Origin of the sequence: Nocardia sp. NPDC057663 (assembly GCF_042799895.1) — a bacterium.
GTDB lineage: Bacteria > Actinomycetota > Actinomycetes > Mycobacteriales > Mycobacteriaceae > Nocardia.
The window spans coordinates 114,886-128,424 of sequence record NZ_JBHVHX010000003.1 but is presented as its reverse complement, the minus strand read 5'-3'; the positions used below and the strand labels follow the sequence as shown (position 1 = coordinate 128,424).

Below are 13,539 nucleotides of genomic sequence, written 5' to 3'. Positions count from 1 at the left end.
GTTAATGTGCCACCACCGTATTGGTAAAGACTTGGCAAAACCAGTGTGCCGCAAGAAGAGTGGGTGTCGCCATCAGCGCAGGCCCGCTGTGGTGTGACCCACAGCAAACCCGCCTCACACCGGTTCGGCCGCGACATGGCTTCGGGTGTCGTCGAATTCGGCGATCCCGTCGACGGTGACCTCGATCACCCGCGCGGTCGCCAGGTCGAAGAACAGCCCCGACACCGCGACGCCCCGCTCCACGATGCCGCTGCGCACCGCCGGGTAGTCGATCAGCGTCTGCACCTGCCGGGCCACGTTCACCATGCCCAGCTGGTCGATCGGGCCGAAGCCGGCCAGCCGGGCCGCCTCGGCGACGGGATGGCCGCCGTGGAACGCCGCCAGCGTCGGCTGGGCGTTGGCCAGCCAGTCGTCGAGTCCCGGACCGGCCTGCACCTGCCCGTAGAGCGCTTCCATCGCGCCGCAACCACTGTGTCCGCACACCACCACCGAGCGCACGTCGAGCTTGTCGAGCGCGTAGATCAGCGCCGCCTCCACCGAGACGTCGCTGCCGCCGACCGGCACCAGATTGCCGACATTGCGGACGGTGAACAGGTCGCCGGGGCCGCTGTTGGTGATGACGTTGGGCACGATGCGGGCGTCGGCGCAGGTGAGGAAGAAGGTGTCGGCGTCGGGCCGGTGCCGCAGCCCGGCCAGATGCGGGCGCATCAGATGCGCGTGCCCGCGGTGGTAGGCCGCGATGCCCGCGGCGATCGGGTCGACGCCGCCGCTGCGCCGCCACGGCCGGATGGCCTCGTCGACCGCTTTGCGCGCGTGCCCGTGTTCGGGTGGTCCGTCGTGGGCGCGGGCCATCCTCGCGGTGCCGAGTTCGACGAAGTCGACTGCGCTGCCGCCGGATTCGCGTGCGTCCGCCCATTCCGAGAGCAGCTCGCACGCGGCGTGGTCGAGGAAGTCGACGCTCAGTTCGACCGTCACGTCCACGCCCGCGGGCACCTTCGCCAGTTCGGTCGTGAGCCGGGGTGCGGCCAGGAAGGTGCAGGTGCCGCCGATGCGAACCAGCCAGGTTCCGTCGGTGCGCGGCGCCGCGGCGATGGTGAATTTCACGACCCGCCACAGCAGCAACGCGAACGAGGCGATCAGGCCGATCACCATGCCCTGCAACAGGTTCAGCGAGACCACCGCGAACACGGTGACGAGGTAGACGTAGATGTCGCCGGTGCGGCGGGCGCGCCTGATGTGCGCCAGCTTCACCAGCTGCACCCCGATCAGCACCAGCAGCCCGGCCAGCGCCGCCGTCGGGATCTGCCGGACCAGGCCGACGAGCGCGATCGCGAACACCAGCACCCAGCAGCCGTGCATGACGGTGGCGGCCCTGCTGCGGGCCCCGGCGTTGGCATTGGTGATGCTGCGCACGATGACCGCCGCGATCGGCAGGCCGCCCAGCGCGCCCGAGGCCATGTTGGCCGCGCCCTGGCCGAGGAGTTCCCGGTCGAAGTCGGTGCGCTGATCGGGTCGCATCTTGTCGACCGCGACAGCCGAGAGCAGGGTCTCCACACTGGCGATGAGCGCGACGGTGAGCATGGTGAGCGCGATCGGCAGCCAGCCGCCGTGCGGCAGCGCGGGCAGACCGATGCCGTCGAGGAGCGAGCCGTCCAGGCGCACCCGTTCCACCGTCAACGGCAGCACCAGCGAGACCACCGTCGCCACGACCACCGCGACCAGCGGGCCGGGAACCACCCGCACCCGGCGCGGCAGGTACTGCCACCCGATCAGCACGGCGATCACGAGCAATCCGACGAACAGATCACCCTTCCGCACCGACATCACCTGCTGCGGGAGTGCGGCGATACTCGCCCACGGCGAGCTCACCGTGGCCCCGCCGAGAAGCACGTGCACCTGCTGCAGGGCGATGATCACGCCGATGCCGGCGAGCATGGCGTGCACCACCACCGGCGCGATACCCAGCGCAGCGCGCGCAATCCGGCTGAGCCCGAACAGGATCTGTAGTAACCCCGCCCCGACGGTGATGAAACACATGGCGGCCCAGCCGAATTGGTGGACGGCACCCGCGACGACGACGGCGAGACTGGCGGTCGGCCCACTGACCTGCACCGCCGAACCGCCGAGCAGCCCGGCGATCACACCGCCGACGGCCGCGGCGATGAGCCCGGCGACGACCGGTGCGCCGGAGGCGAGCGCCACACCCAGCGACAACGGCAACGCGACCAGAAACACGACGACCGATGCCGGAAGATCATGCTGGAGAACAAGTTTCAGCGAAGCGCACGACAGCGGGCGCGCCGCCGCCGCGGTGGGACCAGGATCATTGTCGGTCATCATTCTCCTTCGCCGGGGCGGATGGGCGCCCGGTTCATCGGTCGAACATGCACTGGCAATTGATGCTGAGCTGCGAGCGAACGGCGGAAGTGCGGCACTGCTCGAAGAGAACCGACCCGAGACACAGGGTCGGGCCAATAGTAAAGAACTACCCAAGCGTAGGGAAAGCCCTCGAGGCGAATGGGACGAATCGCGACTCAACTGTGACGTGCGCCACACGCAATACGTCGCGCCCGGCGCGGCTCCACCAGGCCACCTACCGCCACTCCCCCTCGCCGGCCTCGCCCTCTCCGGGTTGTCCATACTGGTGTCGCCGCGGTCCCCGGGTCGGCCGGCAGGCGAACGGGGGTGAAGATGTCGGCTGACAACGGTGGCGCTCCGCACAGCGGTTCGTGGCTACGCAGAGTCGGGGCCTTGCTCAGATTGGTTGCACCACATCGGAATTCCTTGTTGGGGGCAACAGCACTTCTGCTCGTCGGTACCGGATTGTCACTGGTGCAACCGCTGCTGGCCGGACAGGTGGTTCGTGACGCGGTTTCGGGTGAGACCATCGCATGGTCCCTTGCCGCGCTGGTGGGGGCCTACCTCTTGTATGCCGTCACCGATACCGGCGGACACTACATTCTCGAGCGGTCGGGCGAGTTCGTGCTCTTGTCCGTGCGCAGTCGCTTGGCCGGGCATCTGCTGAGGTTGCGAATTCCCACACTCGAGTCACTCAGGGTCGGGGACCTGATTTCCCGCGTGACGCTGGATTCGACGGTGGTCCGGAATGCCGCCGGTTCCAGCCTCGTGCAGATATCGACCGGGGCGATCACCCTCGTGGGAACCATCGCGGTGATGATCTATATCGATTGGCTACTGTTCTCGATCGTCATCGTCACCGTTACTGTTGCCGCAGGTGCGATGTTGCTGGTCATGACGAGAATCGAGAAAGCGTCGGCACAGTTGCAAGAGAGTGTCGGCGCACTTTCTGCGGACATCGAACGAGCGCTGACCGGAGTTCGCACGGTCAAAGTGAACAATGCCGAGGACCGCGAGCATGAGCACCTGACCGAGTTGGCCGGTGCAGCGTTCTCCGCCGGCATGCGCACCGCCAGATTGAAAGCACTGGGAAATCCGGCAATGCACCTGGCGGTGACCGGTTCGTTCGTCGTTTCCCTGCTGGTCGGCGGCGTTCGGGTCGCAAACGGTCAGATGGAGTTGAGCGGTCTTGTCTCGATGATGCTGCTCGCGATGAATGTGCTGATCCCGGTCAGCGACCTCTTCAATGGATCGGTCGGGCTGCAGCAAGCCCTGGGTGCGCTCAGCCGGATCGAATCAACGCTCGAATTGCCTTCCGAAGACATCGACGACGTCCGGCAAAACATCATCGAACCAGCCGATAATTCACCGGGAACAACATTTCACAAGTCGGCCGAAAATAAACAATTCGCACTCGAGTTCCGCAATGTTCATTTCTCGTACGACGAGCGGGAAATTCTCAACGGAGTAACTTTTTCGGTGCCACCACGCGGGCATGTCGCGTTGGTCGGGCATTCGGGTGCCGGAAAGTCCACGGTGTTCTCCTTGGTGAGCCGATTCTACAATCCGAACGACGGCGACATTCTGCTGGCCGGACGGTCGTACACCGATCGGCCTCGCCGGGCGTGGCGCTCGGAAATCAGCCTGCTGGAACAGAACGCGCCACTGTTGTTCGGGAGTCTTCGAGACAATGTGACATATCGGCAGCCGGGCCTCGCCGAGGATGACCTGCAGCGCGCGATAGAACTGGCCGGTCTGGCAGATCTTGTCGCCGGACTGCCTCGTGGCCTCGACACCCCCGTGGGTGAGCATGGCGTTCTCCTCTCGGGCGGCGAGCGGCAACGAGTAGCGCTGGCACGGGCGTTGATTCGGCGTCCCGTGCTGATGCTGCTGGATGAGCCGACGGCGATGCTGGATGCCGAGACCGAGAAGGCATTGAACGTGACCATCCAGGCGGTGCGAAAGGAGTGCGCGCTGTTGGTCATTGCCCATCGCCTGTCCACGATCCGCGAAGCCGATACCGTCGTGTTCCTCAAAGACGGACAAATACTCGACAGTGGCCCACACGACGAATTGATTGCCCGAAACGGCGACTACCGGCAGCTGGTCGGTGCGAAGGTGTGAATGCCCAGGATCGCGGGTGGGCGGCATCGGGCCTCACCCGATGTCGACCACCCGCGCCCAGGTCGGTGGGGTGTCCGGAACGTAGTCCGGATCGTCTCGGCGCCAGGAGTGCTCGCGCCGGAACAGGCCGACCACGGTCCGGCAGGACGGGCGTTCGGCCGGCCACGGTGTCTGACCGTCGGTCAGTGCCACGAGCACGTCCGGGCGGGGTGAGGTGCGCAGGGCCTTGGCGAAACCGGTGCGCAGATCGGTACCGCCACCGCCCATCAGCGACATCCCCTCGGCACGGCACAGCGGATCGGCGATGTATGCCGCGGCGTCGCACGAGAACACGGTGATCAGGTCGCGGCGACCGCCCACCGCGCGGATGATGGCAGCCACTTCCAGCAGCGCACTGCCCAGTTCGACATCGCTGACCGATCCCGAGGTATCGATGACCACGCTGACGTGCGGCGGGGAGCGCCGCAGACTCGGCAACACGACGCCGGGCAGCGCCGCCGAGCGCCGTGCGGGTCGCCGGTAGGTGTAGTCCTCGCCGACGCCGGGAGCGGACGCGGCCGAGCGCAGCGCCGCTCCCAGCAGAGCGCGCCACGGCTGCGGCGGGTGCAATGCCTCTTCCGCCCAGCGCCGCCACGTCTGAGGTGTGTCCCCCGGTCGCCCGACAATGCCCTGCGCCACCCGGAACCGGACCGCGTCTTGTTCCTGTTCGCTCAGCCCGTCCGCACCGTCTGGCCCCAGTTCCCACTCGCGGTCCAGTCCGTCTGCGCCGCTTCCGCAATCAAGCCAGGCCATGTCCTGGGGAAGGCGCTCGAGACGGAACTCGCGCAGATATTCCTCCATGAGTTTGCCCTCGGGCAGCCCCAAGGTCGCCGGCATGACCGCCCAGCGGAGCGGGACCAGCCCGTCGCCGAACGCGTCGTCGTTGATTTCGGCATCCGCGGCGATGTTCATCCGCAGGCGCTCCCCCGGCCCGGTCAAGTCGTGCTGGCGAGCGAATCGGTCACTGCGGCCGTGATGGTCACGCAGCAGGTGCGATACCTCGTGCACCAGCGCCGAAGCCAGTTCTTCCACCGGTGTGCGAAGCACGAACGCGGGCGACACATAGCACCGCCAGTGCCTGTCCACCCCCATCGTCGGTACCCGTCGCGACTCGACGATATGCAGCGCGTACAGGGCGGACGCCAGGTACGGCCGGGCCGAGACCGCGTGCAGCCGAGCGGCATACAGCTTGTCGAGGTCCAGCCCGACGATCTCCGCTGTCATCGGCGAGCCCCGGCGACCCGGGCCGCGGCGCGATCGGCGCGCTGGGACACCGAGACCATGCCGGCCAGCTGTTCGATCGATGCCGGCACCTCCCAGTTGTCCCGCCGCAAGGTGGCGAGGGTGGTCGCGGGAACGACCACCAGATCCGGGGCTCCGGTTTCCACCGCTTTGACCAGGAGTTCCCACGCAGCGTCCCAGCGGGACTTCGCCGGGCGCTTGCGAACGGCGGCCACCACGGCGTCGAGCACGGCCTGGCGCAGATCTCCCCGCTCGGGCAGCTCGGCGGCGTCCGGATCGGCGAGCAGCAGCTCGGGGTCGGGTAGATCCATCCGGTCGATGCTGGTCAGCAGTTCGAAGCCGGCGCCGTCGCCGACGGTGCCCCGGACCAGCATCGACACGACATCGCGACCGGCGTCGGCCGCGGTCGCGAAGGCGATCAGCCGCAGGGTCATCTCCCAGCTGCGCGGCGACGGCCAGGCACCGCCCCGGCGGGTTTCACTGGTAGGCATCTGATGCACCAGTTTCGGCCGGGCCGCGAGCAGCCCGCACACCGCGCGCCGGGCGAAAGCCACTGCCTCCGGCAGCTTTTCGGGTGCGAGCCGGGGCAGCGTCGCGCGCGGCCATGTTCCGCCGAGACCACGGACAACGACATCGTGATCATGGGTCCACTGCAGGTGCACGAAACGGTTCGCCAGCGGTGGGCTCAGTTCCCAGCCGTCGGCTGCCGAAGAGCGCGGGTTGGCGGCGGCGACGATGCGGACACCAGGTGGCAGTTGCAGCGCGCCGATCCTGCGCTCGAGGACCACGCGCAGCAGGGCGGCCTGCACGGCGGGCGGAGCGGTCGACAGTTCGTCGAGGAACAGCAGTCCGCGACCGGTGCGGGCGAGTTTCACGGCCCAGTCCGGCGGTGCCATCGGGACGCCGTGAGCCGCGGGGTCGTCGCCGATGATGGGCAGGCCCGAGAAGTCCGACGGCTCATGCACACTCGCGATCACCGTGGTCAGCGGCAGGTCCAGCGATTCGGCGAGCTGGGTCAGGGCGGCGGTCTTGCCGATCCCCGGCTCGCCCCACAGGAGTACCGGCAGGTCGGCGGCGACGGCCAGCGTCAGCGCCTCCAGCCGAGTATCGGGACGCGGCTCGGTGGCCACCTCGCTCAGCAGGGACAGCAGTTCGCCTGCGACGTCGAGCTGGGAGCCGGCGGCTGGAGCCGGAAGCGGAGCGCGGAGGGTGTGAACAGACATGCGTGAATCACCTTTGGGTTCAGAAGAATTCGATGGATGCGAGAATCGCGAGTGTCGCCGTGCAGGCGCCGCCGTGCTCGTCAGATCGTGGTCGCGTGGCGTGGGTGCACGCCGTGTTCGCGGCGGGCGCGCCTGGCAGGTTGACAACGACCGTGGCCGGGCGCGGGCAGTCCGGCCCGGAACAGGCCATAGGTGATCCGCCGATGTGCGACGGCCTCCAGCGCGTCCCGGAGCGGACCGTCGCGCAGCTGCGCGTCGGCACCGAGCATGTCCTCGACAACGGTCAGCGCGCCGGCGATATCGCCGTGATCCAGCCGTTCCCGCACGCCGGCGAGCCCGTCCGGACGACGATGCGTCCGGTCGATGGCCTGGAGGCAGGGCAGCGGCGTGCCGGTCAGGGCGACCAGCAATTCCTCCCGCCGGATCTCGGCCGGGTCATGATCCAGCGCGACGAGCACACCGTCCACCAACCCGATTCGGTGGCGCTCTCCCCTGCACTCCACGAACCGCTGCCGACCTGCCGCACCGGTCATCGGGGTGGCGTCCGTCGCCGACCAGGCCGGGTCGAGCGCCGAGGCGACCAGTGGATGGAGCTGGTCGGCCGTGATCGCACCCGCGCGGAGCAACGCCAGGTCGGGAAGCACCCAGGTCGCCGCGTCAGGAAGAACGGGCAGTGCGGACACACCGCCGCGCGGGTATTTCCCGGTGATCCGCAACGGCAGCGTTTCGCCCCCGTCTGTATCCGCCCCGAGAACCACCCGGTGCCGCGCCCCGAAGCGCACCAGAACCAGACCGCCCCTGGCCTTCTCGGCGCGCAGCAGAATCGCCGCCTCGGCCGCCCATCGGTCGACAGCACAATCCTGTGGCACCAGTGCGAGAAGCCCGGGGTCCACAGCCCACAGGTTGGTGGCAGTGGCGCTGTTGCGGTCACTGTGCGCGGCGAACTGCATTGCACCCGAACGCATCCGCAGCTCGCCCGTCCTGCGCGCGTCCCACAGGTGACGGTGCAGGTCGAGCCGGAAACGCCGGTTGGGCCGGGGATGGGGGTGCATGCTCGGACCGGAACCCGGTTTGGATCCGTCCCACAACGCGAGACTGATCCGCTGACCTGCCTCCGCCCAGGCCGGTGGGGTGCGGACCACCAAGTGCACGGAACCTGTACTACCGCAAGGGATTCCGGCGTCTTCGGGATCGTAGCGAGCCAACGCTGTCGTCAGCCCCGGCCGGAGCAATCCGTCCGGCGCGACTCTGGGCAGATGCCAGCGCAACAGATCCGGTGCCAGATGGCGCAGATCGGAGCGCACGCGGGCGGCGAGTTCCCGGCCGTGCGTGCGCGCCAGCGACCGCAGATCGATATCGACGTCGACATGAGCGGCGGCGCAGGCCCCGGCCCAGTCTCCGGCATGGCGCCGCGTGGTCGCGGCGTCGATCATGGCGGGCGGCACCGCGAACTCGCGCACGCGCAGCCAGAAGGAAAGACGGGAATCGTCCTGTGCCAGGGGATACTGCGGAAATTCCCCGCGATCGAGCGGGAGGGAAGCCGGTTCGATGACCGGCGTGGGGCTCAACGGCCCGGGCGCAGAACGCCCTTTCGACGAGATGTCATGTGCCCAGTATGCACAATGATCAACTACCCGACAAGCATTGACGTTCGGCTGACGACAGCGGGTGGCGCCTGACCAGAGGTCGGGCGCCACCTCGCTCGGGTGTCGCGGTGCTGATTACCCCGCGTCCGCGGCGGCCAGCTCGCGCGCGTCGGACTGGGCGCCGACCTGCGGGTAGGTCGGGTACTCGATGCCCGAGATGTACTGCACCGTCCGCACCACCTGGCACGAGTAGCCGAACTCGTTGTCGTACCAGACGTAGAGAATCGCGGTGTCACCCTCGACGATCGTGGCGTTGGCGTCGATGATCGACGCCGCGCGCGACCCGATGAAGTCGCTGGAGACCACGTCGTTGGCGGCGGTGTAGTCGAGGTTGCGGCTCAACGGCCCCGCCAGCGAGACCTGACGCAGGTAGGCGAGCACGTCCTCCTTCGTCGTCTCCTGCTCGAGCTGCAGGTTCAAGATCGCGACCGAGACGTCGGGCGTGGGCACGCGGATCGAGTTGCCGGTGATCTTGGCCTTGAAGTCCGGCATCGCCTTAGCCACGGCGGACGCGGCGCCGGTCTCGGTGAGCACCATGTTGAACGGCGCGGACCGGCCACGGCGGTCGGCCTTGTGGTAGTTGTCCAGCAGGTTCTGGTCGTTGGTGAACGAGTGCACCGTCTCCACGTGCCCGCGCACGATGCCGAATTCGTCGTCCATGGCCTTGAGCGGCGGCACGATCGCATTGGTCGTGCACGAGGCGCAGGAGAAGATCTGCTGCGTCAGGTCCAGGCCGCGGTGGTTGACGCCGTGCACGATGTTCGGGACGTCGCCCTTGCCCGGCGCGGTGAGCAGGACCTTCGCGATGCCGGGGCGCAGGTGCTGGGACAGGCCGTCGCGGTCACGCCAGCGACCGGTGTTGTCGATCAGGATCGCGTTGTCGATGCCGTACTCGGTGTAGTCGATCGTCGTCGGGTCATCGCTGTAGATGAACTTGATGACGTTACCGTTCGCGGTGAGCGTGTTGTTGTCCGTGTCGACCTTGATGGTGCCGTTGAAGTGGCCGTGCACCGAATCCCGGCGCAGCAGCGAGGCACGCTTGGCCAGATCGTCGTCGCCGCCCTTGCGCACCACCACGGCGCGCAGTCGCAGCCCGTTGCCGGATCCCGCCTTCTCGATGAGCAGCCGGGTGACCAGGCGCCCGATGCGGCCGAAGCCGTAGAGGACGACATCGCGCGGGCCCTGCGGCTCGGCCTTGTTGCCGCCGATCACCTCGGCCAGCACCGCCGCGGTGAACTCCGGGATCGACAGTCCGCGATCATCGGCGCGATAGGTCATCACCAGCTGACCCAGGTCGATCTTGCACGGCCCCAGATCCAGCTCGCTGAGCACCTGCAGGAAAGGCAGGGTCTCGTCGACGGACAGTTCCTCACCGGCGATCTGCCTGGCGAAACGGTGCGTCCGCAGGATGCTGATCACCGACTTGTTCACCAGCGACCGGCTGTGCAGCAGGATGGTCACACCCTTCCCGCGGTACAGCGTGCCGATGATCGGGATCATCGCCTCGGCAGCGGCTTCCTGAGCATTCCAGCGGTCAAGTTGTTCGGTGGTCAACACACGTCCTCAGGTTTCCTCGATAGGTAGTCACCATCGATGCTAAAGACGGCCGCGATATCACCGAGACCGGCTCCCCACCAGTGAGGTGTGGACCACGTTCGTCAGGTGTACAGGTCGTAGCGGTCCAGGTTCATCACGAGCACTAGGATGGGCGCCAGCAGCGCGGTGTACCGACGCGATGTCACCGCGACCGGTGGGGGCGTTCACGGAGAGGTGGACCATGCGATTCACCGCAGCGCTGTCAGTGGCAACCTCCACCGTGCTCGTGATGTCGGCGTTCGTGGTGTCCTGTGCGCCGCCACCTGTGCAGTTTCCCCGCGTCGAGCTCGAGTCCGATCTGAACCAGCTCCTCCGGGACGGCAACGTGCCCGGCGCGCAATTGGTGGCGACCGACGGCGACCACGAGATCCAGCTCGATGGCGGGTTCGGTGATCTCGCCGCCGAGACACCGTTCCCGGATGCGGCGCGCGTGCGGATAGCCAGCAATACCAAAGCCTTCGTCGCCGCCGTCGTCATGCAACTGGTCAGCGAAGGCCGCGCAGCACTCGACGTCGCGGTGGAGCACTATCTGCCAGGCATGGTGACAGGTCCCGGTGGTGACGGAAACCGGATCACCCTGCGCCAATTGCTCAGCCATACCAGCGGCATACCTGACTATCTGCCGTTGCTCGGACTGAGCTCCGAGGCGGATCTGCAGCGATCACGCCCCGTCCACGAGTTGATCGATATCGCGCTGGCCCAGCCGGCGCTGTTCGAACCGGGTGCGGAATTCCGCTATTCGAATACCAACTACCTGCTGCTCGGGCAGGTCGTCGAGCGCATCACCGGCGCGTCGATCGCGGACGAAGTCACCCGGCGGGTGATCCGCCCGCTCGGCCTCACGGATACCTACTGGCCGGACTACCCGACGGAACAAACGATTCGCGGACCGCACCCGAGGGCCTACCACTACTTCGGCGACGGGCGCGTAGACATCACCGATATCGACCCCAACTGGGGACTGCCGGATGGAGCCATGGTGTCGAGTGGCCGTGATCTGAATCGGTTCTTCACCGCGCTGCTCTCCGACCGGCTGGTACCGGCAGCGGAGTTCGCCGAGATGACCAAGACCATTGCCGTCCACCTCCCGGGAATCAGCGGTGTCGGGCTCGGACTGTTTCGGCGGACGACCAGCTGCGGACTGGAGGTGTGGGGCCACAACGGCGCCATCTACGGTTTCTCGGTGCTCGTCGCCGCGACCGCGACCAGCGCCGTGACGATCAGCTTCAACCAGATGCCACGCCTATCCGACGCCGCCCGATTCGAGCCGACCGTGCTCGTCGACAAGGCACTGTGCGCGCTGGGCAATCAGGCGACGCCGAGCCGTCGATGACATCCGGGCACGGCGGGCGGCCGAGGAGCTACGCCGGCGGCCGATAGGTGACGTCCAACGCTACGGCCTCGTCGATCTGCGCAGGCGTCAGCAACCCGACAGTGTGGGAAACGGCAGCACCGGCGGCCGCAGTACGAATCGCGAGCGCCGCGGCGGAGACATCGTCCGGGACATCGCCGATGACGAACAGATCATCCTCCCCGAACGCGAAATAGCAGGCTTCCACCTGGCCACCCACGCTCTCGACCATCTCCGTGATCGCCGCCTGGCGCGCACTGCCGCCCTGTGCGAGGAGGCCATGTGCCCCTTCCTGAAGATAGCTGACCCGCCACATGTACTTGGGCATACCTAGCAACCTCCTCAGCTGGGACGATCTCGGCGAGACTGAGCCTAGGGTCTGACCGCCCCCGAATTTGCCCGGCACGAACGCTGTCGTCGCAATGTTGCGCCAATGCAACTGCGGTGATATCTGACGAGCCGGGCAGACGCGCAGTTCACCCGTTTCAGGTGAGGCAGGCCGGCATTCCGGCCACCTAGCGTGACCGGGATGAGCCGAACCTGTCGATGGAGAGGTCGACCGTGACTGCACCGCAGGACATCCGCTGGGGTTTCCCGGACAGCGAGGCTGTGCGTCGCGCCTACGACGAACTCGACTACAACCGGGCATTGGCGATGTATCGGTTCTTCTATCCCACCGTCTCGCTGGAAGCGACCTGGCGCGGAAATCTCACCGCGGGAGCAGTGCCGAACACCGTGATGGCACTGCTGGTCGGCACCCCGGACCAGTACGTGTTCACGGCCAACTCCGACACCCCGTACTCCGGGCTCACCGTCGACCTGTCCGCCGGGCCGATGGTCGTGGAGATACCGCCCGGCACCCTCATGGGCACGGCCAACGACCTCAACCAGCTCTGGGTCCTCGACCTGGGCCTGCCCGGCCCGGCCGGCGCCGACGGCGGTAAGCACCTGCTGCTGCCACCCGGCTACGCCGGTCCGGTCCCCGAGGGATATTTCCCGGGTGCCGCCACGACCAACCGGGTCCTGGTACTCGTGCGCGCACTGCCCCACGGCACCGACGTCGACGCCGCGATCGCGCTGATGCGGCAGGTCAAGGTATATCCGCTGGGCGCCGATGCCGAGTCGAATCCGGTGGACTGGGTCGACCTGTCGGTGCAGCAGGGCCTGGACTTCTCGCCCGTGCGCTGGGAGGACAACCTCGAGTACTGGCGGGTCCTGCACGAGATTCTGCAGACCGAACCACCCAATCCCGCCTACCGCTACCAGTACGGGGAACTCGCTGCCCTCGGCATCGTGCGCGACGCCCCGTTCTACCCCGACCGGCGGATGACGGCCATCCTCACCGATGCGGCACGGCGCGGTCACCTGCACCTGTGCGTGCAGTCGTTCGCCGACCGCCGCCCGGACCGGATCGTGTGGCCGGACAGCCGGTGGGAGTGGGCTGTGCTGCGCCCGGAGAACGGCACCTTCGACGCCGACGGCTACACCGACCTGTACGCGCGGGAGAAATGGTTCTACCAAGCCCAGATCGAATCCCCCGCCATGTTCGCCCGCGAACCCGGCGCGGGATCGCTGTACTGGCTCGGCCTGCGCGATTCCGCGGGCGCCTACCTCGACGGCGCGGGCTACTACAGCCTCACCGTGCCGCAGCCGGTCCCGGCGCGTCTGTTCTGGTCGGTCACCGCCTACGACGCGCGCACCCGCAGCGAACTGAGAGCACCACAGAACCGGGCCGCCCTGCGTTCCCTGTACGAACTCGCCGACATCGACACCACCGTCCCCCTCACTCTCTTCTTCGGGCCGACCCCACCACCGAACACCCCGATCGATCGCTGGGTCCAAACCACCCCGGGCACAGGCTGGTTCACCTACTTCCGCATCTACGGTCCCACCGGCCCAGCCTTCGACGGCACCTGGCAGCTACCGGACTTCCACCGCCACGGCTGACCTCATCCAGGCT

At 67.4% G+C, this 13,539-nt stretch carries 9 protein-coding genes; 3 read left to right on the top strand and 6 right to left on the bottom strand.

Translation table 11 applies throughout. The features are described 5' to 3' along the window. Window positions 1–114: 114 nt before the first annotated feature. Window positions 115–2,340 (bottom strand): SulP family inorganic anion transporter, encoded by a 2,226-nt coding sequence (locus tag ACFVAV_RS08720; protein WP_379032186.1) that lies wholly within the window; start codon window positions 2,338–2,340, stop codon window positions 115–117. A 351-nt stretch (window positions 2,341–2,691) separates the two neighbouring features. On the opposite strand from ACFVAV_RS08720, the gene ACFVAV_RS08715 reads away from it, so the two are divergent. After that, on the top strand, window positions 2,692–4,482 hold the full coding sequence (locus tag ACFVAV_RS08715; RefSeq protein WP_379032183.1) for an ABC transporter ATP-binding protein: 1,791 nt from the start codon (window positions 2,692–2,694) through the stop codon (window positions 4,480–4,482). 33 nt (window positions 4,483–4,515) lie between these two features. On the opposite strand, the gene ACFVAV_RS08710 is transcribed toward ACFVAV_RS08715, so the two are convergent. From ACFVAV_RS08710 to ACFVAV_RS08695, 4 genes are all read right to left on the bottom strand, one after another. Further along, window positions 4,516–5,745: a VWA-like domain-containing protein gene (locus ACFVAV_RS08710; protein WP_379032181.1), complete on the bottom strand. Its 1,230-nt coding sequence runs from the start codon at window positions 5,743–5,745 to the stop codon at window positions 4,516–4,518. After that, window positions 5,742–6,986 (bottom strand): AAA family ATPase, encoded by a 1,245-nt coding sequence (locus ACFVAV_RS08705; protein ID WP_379032178.1) that lies wholly within the window; start codon window positions 6,984–6,986, stop codon window positions 5,742–5,744. Before ACFVAV_RS08705 ends, ACFVAV_RS08710 begins: the two co-directional genes overlap by 4 nt. An 80-nt stretch (window positions 6,987–7,066) precedes the next feature. Further along, a complete protein-coding gene (locus ACFVAV_RS08700; RefSeq protein WP_379033545.1) occupies window positions 7,067–8,419 on the bottom strand; it encodes a hypothetical protein in 1,353 nt (450 codons plus the stop codon). A gap of 288 nt (window positions 8,420–8,707) precedes the next feature. Further along, on the bottom strand, window positions 8,708–10,186 hold the full coding sequence (locus ACFVAV_RS08695; protein WP_379032175.1) for a glyceraldehyde-3-phosphate dehydrogenase: 1,479 nt from the start codon (window positions 10,184–10,186) through the stop codon (window positions 8,708–8,710). A 223-nt stretch (window positions 10,187–10,409) separates the two neighbouring features. Here ACFVAV_RS08695 and ACFVAV_RS08690 point away from each other — a divergent pair, with 223 nt between their 5' ends. Further along, the gene (locus tag ACFVAV_RS08690) at window positions 10,410–11,561 is read left to right on the top strand and encodes a serine hydrolase domain-containing protein (RefSeq protein WP_379032172.1); all 1,152 of its coding nucleotides are present in this window, start codon (window positions 10,410–10,412) and stop codon (window positions 11,559–11,561) included. 28 nt (window positions 11,562–11,589) lie between these two features. Here ACFVAV_RS08690 and ACFVAV_RS08685 read toward each other — a convergent pair whose 3' ends face one another. After that, window positions 11,590–11,907 carry a GYD domain-containing protein gene (locus ACFVAV_RS08685; RefSeq protein WP_379032169.1) on the bottom strand — a complete coding sequence of 106 codons (318 nt, stop codon included), beginning with the start codon at window positions 11,905–11,907 and terminating at the stop codon, window positions 11,590–11,592. 233 nt (window positions 11,908–12,140) lie between these two features. On the opposite strand from ACFVAV_RS08685, the gene ACFVAV_RS08680 reads away from it, so the two are divergent. After that, window positions 12,141–13,526, top strand: coding sequence for a DUF1254 domain-containing protein (locus tag ACFVAV_RS08680; RefSeq protein ID WP_379032166.1), 1,386 nt, complete (start codon window positions 12,141–12,143; stop codon window positions 13,524–13,526). The last annotated feature ends 13 nt before the right edge of the window (window positions 13,527–13,539 follow it).

Coding starts and splice junctions, on each gene's coding strand:
- ACFVAV_RS08710 (WP_379032181.1), bottom strand. CDS start 5,745: ATGACAGCGGAGATCGTCGGGCTGGACCTCGACAAGCTGTATGCCGCT.
- ACFVAV_RS08720 (WP_379032186.1), bottom strand. CDS start 2,340: ATGATGACCGACAATGATCCTGGTCCCACCGCGGCGGCGGCGCGCCCG.
- ACFVAV_RS08715 (WP_379032183.1), top strand. CDS start 2,692: ATGTCGGCTGACAACGGTGGCGCTCCGCACAGCGGTTCGTGGCTACGC.
- ACFVAV_RS08705 (WP_379032178.1), bottom strand. CDS start 6,986: ATGTCTGTTCACACCCTCCGCGCTCCGCTTCCGGCTCCAGCCGCCGGC.
- ACFVAV_RS08685 (WP_379032169.1), bottom strand. CDS start 11,907: ATGCCCAAGTACATGTGGCGGGTCAGCTATCTTCAGGAAGGGGCACAT.
- ACFVAV_RS08700 (WP_379033545.1), bottom strand. CDS start 8,419: ATGATCGACGCCGCGACCACGCGGCGCCATGCCGGAGACTGGGCCGGG.
- ACFVAV_RS08690 (WP_379032172.1), top strand. CDS start 10,410: ATGCGATTCACCGCAGCGCTGTCAGTGGCAACCTCCACCGTGCTCGTG.